The organism is Lewinellaceae bacterium (assembly GCA_020636135.1).
Lineage (GTDB): Bacteria > Bacteroidota > Bacteroidia > Chitinophagales > Saprospiraceae > JAGQXC01.
Window position 1 is genome coordinate 267,501 of the sequence record JACJYK010000002.1, and the last position, 16,085, is coordinate 283,585.

Consider the following 16,085-nt stretch of genomic DNA (forward strand, 5'->3'; position numbering starts at 1 on the left):
GAGACTTTGAAGCGGTCACGCTAGTGGTCGTGGAGTCGTCCTTGAAATACCACCCTTCCTATATTTAGGTTCTAACCCCGTAACAGCGGGGGACAGTGTGTGGTGGGTAGTTTGACTGGGGTGGTCGCCTCCAAAAGAGTAACGGAGGCTCGCAAAGGTGCCCTCAGCATGGTCGGTAATCATGCGTAGAGCGTATTAGTATAAGGGTGCTTGACTGTAAGACCGACGGGTCGAACAGGTAGGAAACTAGGCTAAAGTGATCCGGTGGTTCCGCATGGAAGGGCCATCGCTCATAGGATAAAAGGTACTCCGGGGATAACAGGCTTATCTCCCCCAAGAGCTCACATCGACGGGGAGGTTTGGCACCTCGATGTCGGCTCGTCACATCCTGGGGCTGGAGAAGGTCCCAAGGGTTGGGCTGTTCGCCCATTAAAGTGGCACGCGAGCTGGGTTCAGAACGTCGCAAGACAGTTCGGTCCCTATCTGTTGTGGGCGTAGGAATATTGAAGAGGTCTGACTTCAGTACGAGAGGACCGAGTCGGACGAACCTCTAGTGCACCTGTTGTGGCGCCAGCTGCATCGCAGGGTAGCTATGTTCGGTTTGGATAAGCGCTGAAAGCATCTAAGCGCGAAGCCAGCTCTGAGATGAGTATTCCATTTCCCTTCGGGGATAAAAGGGTCGTGGTAGATGACCACGTTGATAGGCTACAGGTCGAAGTGCAGTGATGTATGCAGCCGAGTAGTACTAATAACCCGAATGCTTCCTTTTTTTTATCTTCTTTGCACCTCATTCTCCAACTGTCTTTTTTACTACCAGCACAAAAAGACATGCTGAGTACACCGTCAACGGACGGTCTACGCACAAGATTAATGGTGGTTATAGCGAGGGTGTTCACCTCTTCCCATTCCGAACAGAGAAGTTAAGCCCCTCAGCGCTGATGGTACTAGGTCAAACCTGGGAGAGTAGGTCGCCGCCAATTTTTATGAAAGCCGTTTCCGCAAGGGGACGGCTTTCTCCGTTTTAGGGCTTTTGTTTTGCAGATCTCTTCAATGACGCAAGAATTTCCCAACCAACCTATTTTCTTGTGGATATTGCCTTTACCTGCTCAATGCTCCAACGATACAACCACTCCTAGATGGTGAATGCCGGCTCCTCCCCAGAAAAGATTATTTATCCAATGGTATAAAAGAAAGCCCATCAGGTTGCGTCAGCTTTGTCCATTGAATTGCACAGCAGTGTTCTATATTAAATTCCCTAACTTGTAAGAGCTAAATTTAATGGAAAGAGTGGCCCTTTGCCTTGATCAAAGCATAACGGGTGCCCACTCACTAATACTCATTTCGTCTGATTTGCTATATTTGTAGGACAATAAATTTTGATCCAGATATATTTTATCAGTAAATAGATGCATTACATTACATCTGCACCAATACGTGGGATGGTTTTCTTGACCAGAAGTACATATGAATAGATGGTTTCGGACAGTCTGAAAATTACCGACCAAACAACCACCCTGGTTGACAAAGTCGAAGAAAAATTGCTCAACTACATCAAGGAAAGCAATTTCATGCCTGGTGATTCACTACCTAATGAAAAAGAACTCGCTGAAGCACTCGGAGTTGCCCGTAGCGTATTACGGGAAGCCCTGAGCAGATTGCGTATGATGGGCCTGATCCAGTCCCGGACTAAAAAAGGCATGACTCTCGCAGAACCGAACATCCTCAATGGGATGAGGCGCGTCATGGATCCCCGCCTGATGAGTAAAGGAGACCTGCTGGATATCCTTAACCTGCGCATTATCATCGAGATCGGAATGTGCAATTCCATTTTTGTAAACAAGACCGATCGCGAGATTGCCGAGCTGGAAGAGATCGTAAACCGGGAGAGTGTGCTCAGTGATAATCTGTTATCCGTGGAGGAAGAATCAAATTTTCACCGTAAACTTTATGAGATCACGAAGAATAATGTAATCATTCAGTTGCACCAGATATTCAATCCCGTTTTTACATATGTAAAAGAACATTACTCAGAGATCCTCGATGACTACCGCAAAATATCCGGCAATACCAAAAGACCTACCCATAAAGACCTGGTTGGAATTCTCAAGAACGGAAGCGCCGATGAATTTCAGATCGCCATGAAGAAACACCTCGATCTTTATTTTCACCTTTTTGATAGTAAATACCGTAGAAAACTGAACGCAACTCAAAATTCGAGCAAGTCTGCCAGCGATAGCGCATGATGAGCTGGTACATTCTCCTGCATCTGTCATCCTAGCCGTCCTATAACTCAACCTGCCCATAAACTTGCATCGGTCTTGATGCACTGTAAATATCTTTATACCCATACTTCCATTGCTTTGATCTCCCTATCTGCCATATTATAAGGGCAAGAAATCTCCATTTGCCCATTTCTACTTCGGGTGTCAGTTCCGGAACAAAAATAAATTCTGTTTGAAATTTGGATTAGTCTGAAAAAAGTGATTTTTTAGCTGCTAAATATGATTTGTCAGACAAAACAGTATAATCAATAACCAACTTTACGCCAACGATATGTCATCTCCTTTCCTTACCGGTTTCATTGCCGCACCATTTACCAGCATGTTGCCAGATGGCAGCATCGAACTGTCGACGACTGAATCGTATGCCGCATTTCTCCGGTCTCAGGGCATCAGTGGTGCCTTTATATTGGGTACTACCGGTGAAGGCATATCACTCACCATTCAGGAAAGGAAGAGCGTTGCAGAAGAGTGGATGAAATACGATACACCGGACTTTAAGATCATCGTGCACGTGGGAAGCGCCAGTTTGAAGGTATGTCAGGAACTTGCAGCACATGCACAGGATATCGGAGCCAGTGCCGTCGGAGTGATCGGGCCATCTTTTTTTAAACCTGCGACCGTCCCTGATCTCGTGCATTACATCGAACAGGTGGCTAACCAGTGCCCCGATACACCGGTATACTATTATCATATACCCTCAATGTCGGGCGTGAATTTGCCTATGCCGGAATTTCTGAAACAAGTTAAGGGCCGTATTCCAAACCTGATCGGCATAAAATTCACACACCATGACCTGATGGAGATGAACGAATGCCTGATGTTGGAAGGCGGACAGTTTGAGATCCTGCACGGTTTTGATGAAACGCTGCTGTGTGGATTGGCTCTGGGTATTCAGGCAGCGGTAGGTAGTACCTATAATTATTTCGTTCCGGTCTATCAGGCATTATGGGAAGCCTTTGATTCCGGGGATCTGGAAATGGCCAGGAAGATGCAACAACATTCTGTGAAACTGGTCCAGGTACTAAAAAAATATGGAGGTGGTATTGTCTGTGGTAAAGCCATCATGAAAATAATCGGCGTGGACTGTGGCCCCTGTAGAACGCCTCTGGGTCAGTTGTCCCCCACCGAACTGAAGAACCTTTATAATGATCTGGTAGCTATCGATTTCTTTTCATTATCCAATACCAGCCCGCTGCATTTTGATGGGATACAAATTAAAAACCAAGGATGAGATTGCAATCAGTTGCGGTTGAGTCCGGATTATCGATGGATTATGAAGGATAACTAAATGGTTGAAAACCAATTAAGTGTAAAATCAACAATCCATCAGAGCTAAAATAAATTGACCATTTTTTAAAGTAAATCGCAATGAGATTGAAATTCGTTACACAATTTCCATTTAGAGCGGGACTGTACACCTTTTTATGGTTACTCTTTTCAGCAGCAGCGCTCAGTCAAACCAATACTGTTACCGGAGTGGTTACCTCTGGAGAGGACGGGATACCTTTACTGGGGGTTACCATTTCTGTCCAGGGCACCGGTAAAGGGACAATTACGGACCTCGATGGCTTGTTTTCCATCGATGTTCCCGTAAACAGCGTATTGGTCTTCAGCTACATTGGCTTTTCAGACCAGGAAGTTAACGTCGGTAAACTCTCTACCGTAAATGTAGTCCTCCAACCGGATGTCAAGAAACTGGATGAGGTCGTGGTGATTGGTTATGGAACCAATTCCAGGCGGACCCTGACTACTGCGGTATCCAAACTGGATGGGGAAACTCTGGCGGATAATCCAATCAGCAATGTTGGGGAAGGCATCAAGGGAAGAATAGCCGGAACACGGGTATTTTCCAGTAATAACGCACCCGGGTCCGATCCGGAGATTAGAATTCGCGGAGGTTCATCCATTAATAAGAGCAATGCACCGCTGGTATTGATCGATGGTGTAGAATTGAGCCTGAGTGACATCAACCCAAACGACATCGCCTCGATCGAAGTACTGAAAGATGCTGCTTCTACTGCGATTTACGGATCACGCGCCTCCAATGGTGTGGTTTTGGTTACAACGAAACGGGGCAAACTGAACCAGGCGCCGCGAATCACGTTTGAAGCTACTCTGGCCCAGCAGGAATTTGAGCGATTCTATGATTTTATGGATGCACGCCAGTACATTTCCGCGGTGCGGCCCATCGTAGCCACCAGCCCGTTTCCGGCACGCAATCAGCAATCGGGCTATTCTGCCAGTTCGGGCAATACCGAAAGTTCAATCTATACAACGCGATATTTACAGGATGGCGAAAGCGTGCCGGCAGGTTATGAATCCATGCAGGATCCGCTGGATCCTTCCAAGACACTGATCTTCCAGAACAACCCTGCCGAGGATCTGCTCTTCCGTAAGGCATTGTGGCAGAATTATTTCCTGGGGATTAATGGTGGCAATGAACAGGTCAGGTATTCCGGAAGCCTGGGCTATACCGGCGATGAAGGCATCGCCCTGTCTTCTGGCTGGAACCGGGTCAGTGCGCGATCAAATGTCGACGCTAATTTGTCAAAAAAGTTAAAGCTCAGCACGAATATTTCCATGACCAAGAGCACCTCTCAGGTGCCTTATAACCAGCAGAATGTGATTTCCCGTGGTTTGGCCACAGCTGCCACCCACCGGGTATACTGGGCTGATGGTACGCCTGCTCCCGGATACAATGCAACATCCCCGGCTCCCTTATGGAACGATTACGTCCGGCGGGATAACCGCGAAGAACTGCGACTGACTTTAGGAGGTCTGCTTAACTGGGAAATTGTGGATGGATTGCAAGCCAATCTGGCCACTTCTTATTATACCCGTAACTGGCAGCGTGATTTTTTTATGCTCGCTCAGGAGTTTGATGGCTCCAGGCATGCCGAATCCTCATTTTCATCCGATGCACAATCAAAACTGGAAGCATACCTGTCCTACGACAAGGTATTCGGAGACTATGGCTTGTCAGCGGTTGCAGGTTACTCCTACCTTGACCTCACCTTTAAAGACGTGAATGCAGAAGCTGAAGGGGCAAGTACAGATAAAATTCAAACGCTGAATGCGGCACCGACTAAAACCGATGCCAGCAGTGAAATACACGAAGAAACCCTATTGGGTTATTTCGGCCGTGTGACACTGGATTTCCGTAAAAAATATTTCATTTCCGGCACTTTGCGTAGGGATGGCTCTTCGCGTTTCCTCCAGGGTAACCAATGGGGTGTCTTTCCCGCCGGATCGCTGGGATGGAGAATCTCCGAAGAGGACTTTATGCAAAGTTTTCCCACGGTCAGTAATCTGAAATTGCGGGTAAGCTACGGTCAGACCGGTAATAATCAGGTAGGTCGTTATGATGCCCAGGGTATCTATTCTGTGGAAGGTAAGTATGATGGAAACCCGGCTATCCGCTCCGTGCAAATGCCGAACAATAACCTTACCTGGGAGACATCCACGCAGCTGGATGCCGGTCTGGACATTGGATTTTTTAACGACCGGATTAATATCACCGGAGATTATTTCGATAAGTTGACCAATAATCTCCTGTTCAGCAAACCGCTGCCCAACACTTCTGGATTTTCCAGTGTGGAAACGAATATTGGGGAAGTGCGTTTCTATGGATTCGATCTTGAAACGGATGCACTGGTTTACAAGGGAGATCATTTCAACTGGACCACCGGGTTAACCTGGAGTTTCGTGAAAAACCTGGTGTTAAAATTACCGGATAACGGAAGGTACAAGAACCGGATCGGTGGCATTGTCCTGGACCCGGATGACCCCACCCTGGATTATGGAGGCATAGCTGAAGGCGAGCCACTCTACCGTTATTACGGGTATATGGTTGATTACATCATCCAGACTCAGGAGCAGGCGGACAATGCCAATTACGATGAAGCATCCAGAGGGTTCAGTCCGGTGGATGGCAAGCGGATCAAGGGTCGGAAGTTGCCCGGCGATTATGAGTGGGTTGACCGCAACAACGATGGCATCATCGACTCCAGGGACCAATTTGAACTCGGCGTGACCGTTCCTCACACCACCGGTGGATGGAACAACAATTTCAACTACCGCAATTTTTCTTTGAATGTAGTCATGGATTGGGCATTGGGTCATTCCATCAATGACAATTCCTACATGCGCTACTTCATGAATACGTTTGCTTACAACTACAACCTGGTCGTCCAGGCCAATGACACCTGGACTCCGGAAAACACGGGCGCCACCTATGCCCGTCTTACGGCCAACGACCCGGGGGATGGCAGTAACAACTTTGCACGAACTTCAAGCGCATTCAATTTCAAAGCGAATTATCTGTGTCTGCGTGAAGTCACTTTGCGGTATCAGATCCCGGAAAAGACCTTCCGGAAGGTAGGCATCAAAGGTGCCAGTGTATATCTGTCCGGATACAATCTGCATTATTTTACTTCTCTGCTCGGTGCATCTCCCGAAGATGGAGCCGAGACGACCTATGGATCCGGGTACAACAATTACCCGGCGGTAAGGAAGTTGGCAGCAGGCATCAAAGTTTCCCTTTAATTAAAATTCAAAGCAACAAAAATGAAAGCTTCATATCGTTTCTTATTCATCCTTGGAATGGCCGTTTTCCTTCCATCCTGTGAAAAAGATCTCAACGTCATTCCCCGTAGTGTCATCACAGCTGCTTCCATGTGGCAATCGGAAGGAGATGCTGTCGCAGCTCTCAATGGTGCTTTATCCCAGTTTCGGGCAGCACTGAGCGATGCCTATATTCAATGGGGAGATTACCGGACCGGGCATTTCGGTGATGCGACCGGTTCACAGGCTTCTTTTCAGGATCTGTATCTCAATTCTCTGGACGATCTGGATGTAGGTACCAACTGGGCGGCCATTTACAAGGCCATCAACGACTGCAATCTCATTTTAAAATACGTACCTGAAATTCCATTTTCAAATGCAAATACGAAAAACTACACCCTCGCGACGGCCTATTTCTTAAGAGCGTTTTCTTACTATTACATTGCACGCGTCTGGGGAGATGCACCCATCGTACTTGCCGGTTTTGAGTCCGACACCCAGGACGATCTTTATCCCAGCCGGTCTCCGGTAGCAGAGGTTCTTAGCCAGGTGAAGAAAGACATCGATGCCTCTACCGGTTTATTTCCGGATGATGCTCCGGGGTCACGGAAAGCCGGATCAAAAGCTGCAGTGCTCATGTTGAAGGCAGACTTCAATCTGTGGATGGCCAAGACACAAAATGGGGGAACAGATGCCCTTAATGCTGCCAAATCAGCGGTTGACGCTGTACTTAATAATGGCAGCTATCAGCTAGCTGATGATTTCTCCAGTCTCTTTTCTTCCGATGATAACAATGAAATCATCTTCGCTTTGAATTTTGCCCGTGACGAATACGAAGGCGGATTCGCAGCAGACTGGCTCGTGGCTGTTCAGTATCTGAATGACAAAAGCCTGGTTGAAAATCCGGTGAAGGTGGGTAGTCATCAGCAGTGGGTTACCTTTACGGATGAATTTGAATCCTTCTTGTTTGAGCGCACCAATGACACCAGGGCGCCTGCATCACTGGAATCGTATAATGAGGAAGGCAATCAGCGCTTTAAATGGATCAATAAATATCCTGGTGAATGGAGCGATGGGACTCGTTTTTTCACTTCGGATATTAAAGTATACCGCCTGGCCGAGGCCATTTTGTTCAAGGCTGAAATTGAAAATGCACTTGGAAATACCGCAGAAGCCATTGTCCAGCTCAACAAGATTGCACAACGAGCCTATAAGGAAGACAATTACTATGGGGCAGGGCTATCCCAATCCGAGGTAAACGACATTATTCTTGATGAGCGCTTGCGTGAATTCGCTGCGGAAGGTAAAGCCTGGTGGGATCTTATCCGGTTTGGTAAGGTTTACGATATGGTTCCGGCGCTTCAGGGTCGGGAAGGTGAACAAAATTTATTGTTATGGCCGGTAAATGCCGCCTCCATAAATTCCAATCCGGCAATTATCCAGACTCCGGGGTATTGATTGAGCATACCGGGACTTCTTGAAACTTAAAATTGACTGGGTATTCTATGATTCGAACGTATTTCATAAAAGCATTTTTTGAACTGGTGATCATCGTATTGGTCACAGGATGTGGTCATCCGTTACCTGTGGACACGACCTATTCAAGCCACCGGGATCATACACCAATTTTGAAATATAAAGACCATAATCCTATTCTGCAGGTCCGGGTGGTCCATTCTGGAAATGAGCCGGTCGAGCTTTCGGAGATTACTATAACGATGGGTGGAAATGCAACATCAGATGATATAGCCGGCATTCAAGCCTGGTATATGGGACAGTCAGACCGGTGGGCCCTGACCGATGATCCGGTTGGATTCGGAACTGTCCTGTCATTCAAACCCACCCTGACCTTTACCGGCCAGCAAAAGCTTTTAGCGGATACCAGTTACTTTTTGATCACCTGTGATTTAACGGGCAATGCGGACTTATTGCACGGACTTTCGGTGCAATGTCCCGGGATTAAGGTCAATCAGCATCAGATATCATCCAATACGTCCGACAGTACTCTTTTTATACAGCGTTTCGGGGTAAGCGTCAGAAAACACCTGGATGATCATGTAGACACGTATCGAATCCCCGGTTTGGTTACGACGAAAGCAGGAAGTTTACTTGCCATTTACGATGTACGCCGTGAAAAGAGCAGGGACCTGCAAGGAGATATTGATATCGGTGTGAGTCGGAGTACCGATCGGGGAAATACGTGGGAACCCATGCGCATTGCTCTGGACCGGGGAACATGGGGAGGCCTGCCGGAAAAATTCAATGGCATAAGCGATGCCTCCATCCTGGTCGATGATAAAACGGGAACCATCTATATTGCCGGACTGTGGATGTATGGCGTGCTTGATGCCAATGGACACTGGATCAAAGGCTTAACCGAGGATTCTGCAGCCTGGGCGCATCAGTGGAGAGGTCGGGCGTCGCAACCTGGATTTGATGTGAAAGAAACAGCACAATTTCTGCTGACGCATTCCGATGATGACGGCCAGACCTGGAGTGAACCAGTGAACCTCACCAGGATGTGCAAAAAGCAGGAATGGTGGCTATGGGCACCGGCACCTGGTCACGGCATTACGCTTGCCGACGGCACCCTGGTTTTTCCTACCCAGGGACGGGATAATCATGGAGAACCGTTTTCGAACATAACGTATAGCCAGGATCACGGAAGGACCTGGAAGACGAGTAACCCAGCATATTCCAACACCACTGAAAATATGGCAGTCCAGCTGAGTGACGGTTCGATCATGTTGAATATGCGCTTTAATCCTAACCGTGGCAATCTCGGCGATGATAATGGCAGGGTGATCTCCATAACCAAAGACCTGGGCAATACCTGGACAGAACATCCGACCTCAAGGCATGCATTGATTGAACCCACCTGTATGGCTTCGATCCACAAACACCCTTACCGGTTGGAGGGTAAGACCGGGGAAATTTTGTTTTTTTCAAATCCAAATTCAAAACAAAGCAGGACACATATGACGCTGAAAGCGAGCCTGGATGATGGCAATACCTGGCCAGAAAAATATTGGCTTTTGCTGGATTCAAACAAAGGCCGCGGTTATTCCTGTATTACTTCTATCGATGAGAATACGATTGGTATTTTATACGAAGGAAGCCAGGCCGATATGACCTTCGAACAGATACCTGTCAATGAGTTAATCCATGGAGACAATACCGGTCAACCGAATTAATTTCTATCATTAATACAGATTTATCCTCTGCATATGAATAAGCTATTTCTTGTATTGATTGCCTCGGTCTTGCTGGTTCCTCTGGTCCATGCGCAGGATACTGGCAAAAAAGAGAAAAAGCAGTCAAGCTGGAATGCACCATTTATTAAAGTGGATGGGGACGCGCCTAATATTTTATGGATTTGCACCGATCAGCAACGCTGGAATACCATTGGGGCCCTCGGGAATCCATTTGTAAAAACACCGAATATCGACAGGCTGGTTCATGAGGGCGTAAGCTTTGATTACAGTTTTTGCCAGGCGCCATTTTGTACGGCGAGCCGGGCAAGCTTTCTGACCGGTATGTATCCTTCCCGGGTTCATGCTACGAAAAATGGCGCTGCGGAATGGCCTGAAGCTGCTCCCCTGGTGACAGAAACACTGAAAGACGCCGGATACGAATGTGGATTGGCCGGGAAACTCCATCTCTCCACCGCGATGGCGCACCGGCCTGAAAAAAGACCCTTGGATGACGGGTACCAGGTATTTTACTACAGTCACAGCCCTTACCAGGGCGGTTCCACAAATGATTACCTTACCTACTACCGGGATCGTGGGGTCGATGTACTTGCATTGAAACAAGAATTGGGATACGTACCTACCCAATACCACCAAACTACCTGGTGTACTGACCGGGCTATTGATTTCATTAAGGAAAAGCGCGAATGGCCCTGGCTGTTCAGCCTGAATATTTACGATCCCCACGGACCTTTTGATCCACCCCAGGAATACCTGGACCGGTATAAGGTCGATGACATAGCCGGGCCACTTTTTCAGCCTTCGGACCTGGAAGAAAAAAGTGTGTTTAATAATGTCATGTTCCAATCGAAACCAAAGCAATATCCGGATCATGAAAATAAAATGCGCCTCGCTCAATACTGGGCGCAAATAGATTTGATTGATGAAAACATCGGAAGGATCCTGAAAGTCCTGGAAGAAACCGGCCAGTTGGAAAACACCCTCATCGTATTTACCTCTGACCATGGGGACATGGCGGGTGATCACGGACTGGTGGCTAAGGGCTGCCGGTTTTACGAAGGCCTTGTCCGGGTACCACTGATCTTTTGGTATCCCGTAAAATTCAAACAAAATCTTCGCAGTGAAGCACTGGTAGAATTGATGGACATCGTCCCGACGCTACTTGAATTGACGGGGCTACCAGTGGATAAACAAATCCAGGGGACGAGCTTGCTACCAATACTTGAAGGCCAGGCAAATGCAGATGAGCATAAGTCTTTTGTACGTAGTGAATTCTACGATGACGGACAAGCGCAAGCCGGCCAGATAGGATTCGCTACCATGTACCGTACCAAAGATTTCAAGCTGATCACTTATCACGGCCATCCCATGGGCGAACTATTTGACCTGAGGAAAGACCCGGATGAATTCCATAATTTATGGAATGACCCCAACTATCAGGACATTAAGTTTAAGTTATTGAAGGACAGTTTTGATGCCACGGTATTATCCATGGACACCGGTCCGGAAAAAATCGGGAGATACTGATCTAATTTATAGTCAATTTATCAGGTATGATTCCAAATTGGTACTTGTTTCTCGCGTTGTTTTTCATCATGAAATCGTCTTATGCACCACAAGAGGTGAAAGTGCATCCAAATATCCTTTTCATTGTTTCGGAAGACAACGGGCCTGAGATGAGTTGTTATGGTGCGCCGGTTAACACACCCAACCTCGATCAACTGGCAGATAAAGGAACCCTCTTTGAACTGGCGTTTGTTCCTCAGGCCGGCTGTTCGCAGTCGAGAGCATCTTTTCTTACCGGGTTATACCCGCACCAGCATGGACAAATCGGGTTGGCGACCTGGGAATACCAGATGTACTTTGCCGATATACCCAATGTCGTGACCAGCCTGAAAGAGGCCGGCTATGCCACGGGAATCATCGGTAAACTGCATGTAAACCCGGAATCTGCATTTCCATTCGATTGGGCGCCGCAGTCCAAAGAACTAACCGGAAGTAATTTCGGGCGTAAACATCTGGACCAGTATGCCGTACAGGCAGAACAGTTTATGATGGCAAGTGATAAACCATTCTACCTGCAAGTCAACTATCCGGATGCCCATGCACCGTTTACACCGCAGGTTGACGGTGTTCCCGCAGTTCCGTTGGTCGGAGACGAAGTTCAGGCGCTTCCCTACATGGAGGTGACGGATTCACTGCTTAAACAAAAGACTGCCGATTATTACAATTGTATGATGCGGCTGGATAAATATGTGGGAGATCTCTTAGAGTCATTAAGACGTACCGGTAAAGCAGAGAATACATTGATTGTTTATATCGGCGACCATGGAGCAGACTTGCTGCGCGGAAAAAGGACCAGTCTGGAAGGAGGCTTGCGGATCCCGATGCTGATCTACGACCCGAGTCATCCGGCCCGGTTAAGAACCAAAGCGATGGTGAGTACCATCGACTTATACCCAACTTTTTTGGAAACGGCCGGATTGTCCATCCCCGGATATTTGCCAGGAAGATCATTGATCCCCTACATCCGGGGAAAAAAAGCCCGGGATCGTAAATACCTGTTTGCAGAATACCACACCCATTCCAATCACAACCCCTATCCCCAGCGGTCGGTCAGGGACGAACGCTATAAACTTATCCATAACCTGGTCACCGGTATTGAAAATCCGGGATATGCCTTTACCCTCGATCACACGGTGGAAATTACGGAAGAGGAGCTGAAGCGTATAGCTTCCCCAGTCGTTTATGAGGCATACCAGCGGATGAAGTATCCACCGGAATATGAATTGTATGATCTGGAGAAAGACCCCAATGAATTGGTTAACCTGGCCAATGATGCCGCATACCAGAAAATACTGAAAAGGCTTCAGACTGTATTGCTCGACTGGCAAAAGAAAACGCAGGATCCCATGATTGATCCGGAAGTGGCACGGAAAGTCTTTGAGGCGATCATGGAAACCGGGGTGGATCAGAAACCGAGAAGGATCGTGCCTTATCTTGAACTTATGACACCGAAAAAGCCTGTGTGGAAATAATGCAGATCTTATTCTATTTTTTCTTGCTAATCGGACGATTGGTTATTCCGGATTCTGTCCCGGACAGGCCCAATGTGCTCTTCATAGCAGTCGATGATCTGCGTCCTGACCTGGGATGTTATGACAACCACCGGGTTATTTCACCAAACATTGACGCATTGGCTAAAGAAGGAATCCGGTATGAACGGGCCTATTGTCAGCAGGCAACGTGTGCACCTTCCAGAACTTCATTACTTACCGGCCTGCATCCGGACGAAGCAGGTGTTACGGATCATGTCACTCACTTCAGAACCTTGCACCCGGATATTGTCACCCTTCCCCAACTCTTTACGCAGGCAGGCTATTCCACCTGCGGCATCGGGAAAATATTTCATTTCGCGGAGGGCTACCAGGATGCCGAATCCTGGAGTGAGCCGGCCCAGTTTGAAACGACATCCAAAGTAAACACGTATGTACAGCCGGGAAACCAAACCAAAGGCAAAGGAGTTTCGTTTGAAATCACGGATGCACCGGATACGGCCTTCACGGATGGGAAAATAGCCACGGAGGTCATCAATAAATTGCACCATTACCAGAAAGAGGGTCAGTCTTTTTTTCTGGCAGCAGGTTTTCTGAAGCCGCACCTTCCCTACTCGATGCCTCAAAAGTATTGGGATAGCTATGCTGAAGGTGACTTTTCATTACCGGAAAAGGATCAGTTGCGACCGGAGGGTGCGCCGGACATAGCCTTCCACCACTGGCAGGAACTACGGGGATATAAAGATGTGCCAAACCAGGGTCCGGTCAGATCATCACTCATGGATTCCCTGCGGAGAGCATATTATGCATGCATCACGTTTGTGGATGAGCAGATTGGTAAAATACTGGATGAGCTGAAAGCCACCGGCCTGGATAAGAATACCATTGTGGTGTTGTGGGGAGATCATGGTTATCATCTCGGGGAGCAGAACCTGTGGCATAAACATACCAATTTTGAACTGGACACACATGTTCCATTGATCTTTAAAGTGCCCGGAATGGCTGCTAAAAGCATAAGTGATGTGGTTGAACTGCTGGACATATATCCTACACTGGCAGAACTGGCGGGACTTAAACTTGCTAACCCGGTGTCAGGAATTTCATTGGTAGACCAGATGAAAAAATCCAGGAAGCAAAATACCCATTTTGCTTTTTCTCAATATTTCCGGCCTTATGGTGCCATTTCCGGCAAGGTCAGGCCAACCCATATGGGATACACGGTCCGGTCTGGTGAATTTCGGTACACCGGATGGTTCGGGACGGATGCAGATATTCCTCAGTTTGAGGAATTGTACGATCTGCGGCAGGAAGCTTTCGAGCGAAAGAATGTAACCGGTGAAAATCAATACAAAGCGATCCTGGAAGATCTGAGGAGGCGGGTCGTGAACTATAAAAATAAAAGATATGCGCAGGCTTATGCTATTGGAGGGTGAGGCGGAATATGCAGAGTATTGCAGATGGATCAGGTGTATAGCCCCGTGTAATGTAAATTGATCAGGATGAGGTTTACAGGATGTATTTTATTAATGCTGAATCTATTTGCTTGTACAGAGCAAAAACCAGAGCAGAGGCCTCCCAATATTCTGTTTATTGCAATTGATGACCTCCGTCCTGTTTTAGGATGTTATGGAAACAAGACCATGATCTCTCCGGTCATGGATTCACTGGCCAGGGCCGGGGTGCTTTTTGAAAATGCCTACTGTCAGGAAGCAGTCTGCAATCCGTCCCGGGCATCACTCATGACTGGCCGGAGACCGGATAACATTGGTGTTTGGACATTAAAGACGCACTTCAGGGAAAAGAATCCGGATGTGGTCACACTGCCTCAATTTTTTAAAGATCACGGGTACAGTTCCCGGGAAGTTGGCAAAATATATCATGACGGCGCCTATTTCAAAGACCCGGCATCCTGGTCTGGCGAATCCTATTACAATGTGACAAAGAACGATGCCGGGCACAAATACAATCTGGAGGAAAATCTGATCCCTCCCCGGAGTAAGGCTGCTGCTACTGAGGAGGCAGCGGTTGCAGACAGTGCTTACATTGACGGCAAGGTGGCAGATGCAGCAATCCGGTTATTGCATGAATTGAAAGACACTTCGTTTTTCCTGGCAGTGGGGTTCAGGCGTCCCCATTTGCCTTTTTCAGCACCTAAGAAATATTGGGATTATTACCAGCGATCTGATTTTGCGGAAGAACTGACCCATCTCAATGCACCGGACGGGACGCCGGAACTCGCAATGACCAATTCAAACGAATTGCGAGGCTATGAGGATATTGTTCCCGAGGGACCAATTGATGGGGAAAAGCAATTGGAACTGCTCCATGGATATTATGCAAGTACCGGCTATGTGGATGCTCAGATCGGCAAATTGATGGAGACACTCCGGCAGCTGGACATTGCTTCGAACACCATCGTAGTCCTCTGGTCTGACCATGGATACCATCTGGGGGATTTCGGACTTTGGTGCAAGTCTACCAATTTTGAAGCAGCTACGCGCGTTGCGCTACTCTTCTCGGGAGGGCCTGTTGCCCAAAACAGAAAAGAAAATGATATTGTTGAGCTGCTCGATGTCTATCCGACCCTGGTCGATCTCGCCGGTTTTCCGGTACCTGATTATGTGCAGGGTAACAGCATCAAACCATTGTTATTTGGTCAGGAGATGAACAAAGACCCGGTGGCCCTCAGTCAATTTGTACGTCCGTATGCTGCCATCAATCAACAGGATCCTCAGATCATGGGTTATTCAATACGCACGCCGGAATACCGGTTCACCGAATGGAGGAAATTCCCCGGGATGGAAGTGATTGACCGGGAGTTGTATGATTTACACGAAAACCGGGTCGAAGCCGTAAATCTGGCGCAGAGAAAGGAATTTAAGCAGCTGATGGACAGTCTCGCGGTTAAAATTGACCAGATCCGAAACTAGAGCATAACAGATAGCCAATGCATTGCTTACACACCAGTTCAA

Annotated in this window: 9 protein-coding genes and 2 rRNA genes (1 of these 11 only partly in view); all 11 read left to right on the forward strand. The window is 47.6% G+C overall.

Annotated features, from left to right (window positions below; all coding sequences use genetic code 11):
* Positions 1-768: ribosomal RNA gene (locus H6570_16185) — 23S ribosomal RNA — on the forward strand (it extends 2,140 nt beyond the left edge of the window).
* A 101-nt stretch (positions 769-869) separates the two neighbouring features.
* Positions 870-980: ribosomal RNA gene (gene rrf, locus H6570_16190) — 5S ribosomal RNA — on the forward strand.
* Between the two features lie 492 nt (positions 981-1,472).
* Complete coding sequence (locus H6570_16195; GenBank protein MCB9320824.1) at positions 1,473-2,243, forward strand: FadR family transcriptional regulator; 771 nt, start codon at positions 1,473-1,475, stop codon at positions 2,241-2,243.
* Positions 2,244-2,553: 310 nt separating this feature from the next.
* Positions 2,554-3,513, forward strand: coding sequence for a dihydrodipicolinate synthase family protein (locus tag H6570_16200; GenBank protein ID MCB9320825.1), 960 nt, complete (start codon positions 2,554-2,556; stop codon positions 3,511-3,513).
* 137 nt (positions 3,514-3,650) lie between these two features.
* On the forward strand, positions 3,651-6,827 hold the full coding sequence (locus tag H6570_16205; GenBank protein MCB9320826.1) for a TonB-dependent receptor: 3,177 nt from the start codon (positions 3,651-3,653) through the stop codon (positions 6,825-6,827).
* A gap of 21 nt (positions 6,828-6,848) precedes the next feature.
* Positions 6,849-8,303, forward strand: a complete 1,455-nt coding sequence (locus H6570_16210) for a RagB/SusD family nutrient uptake outer membrane protein (GenBank protein ID MCB9320827.1) — start codon at positions 6,849-6,851, stop codon at positions 8,301-8,303.
* Between the two features lie 47 nt (positions 8,304-8,350).
* The gene (locus H6570_16215; GenBank protein ID MCB9320828.1) at positions 8,351-10,039 is read left to right on the forward strand and encodes an exo-alpha-sialidase; all 1,689 of its coding nucleotides are present in this window, start codon (positions 8,351-8,353) and stop codon (positions 10,037-10,039) included.
* A 33-nt stretch (positions 10,040-10,072) separates the two neighbouring features.
* Complete coding sequence (locus H6570_16220; GenBank protein MCB9320829.1) at positions 10,073-11,584, forward strand: sulfatase-like hydrolase/transferase; 1,512 nt, start codon at positions 10,073-10,075, stop codon at positions 11,582-11,584.
* 26 nt (positions 11,585-11,610) lie between these two features.
* Positions 11,611-13,095, forward strand: coding sequence for a sulfatase (locus H6570_16225; protein ID MCB9320830.1), 1,485 nt, complete (start codon positions 11,611-11,613; stop codon positions 13,093-13,095).
* Positions 13,095-14,546: a sulfatase gene (locus H6570_16230; protein ID MCB9320831.1), complete on the forward strand. Its 1,452-nt coding sequence runs from the start codon at positions 13,095-13,097 to the stop codon at positions 14,544-14,546. Before H6570_16225 ends, H6570_16230 begins: the two co-directional genes overlap by 1 nt.
* 66 nt (positions 14,547-14,612) lie before the next feature.
* Positions 14,613-16,043, forward strand: a complete 1,431-nt coding sequence (locus tag H6570_16235) for a sulfatase (GenBank protein MCB9320832.1) — start codon at positions 14,613-14,615, stop codon at positions 16,041-16,043.
* Positions 16,044-16,085: the final 42 nt, after the last annotated feature.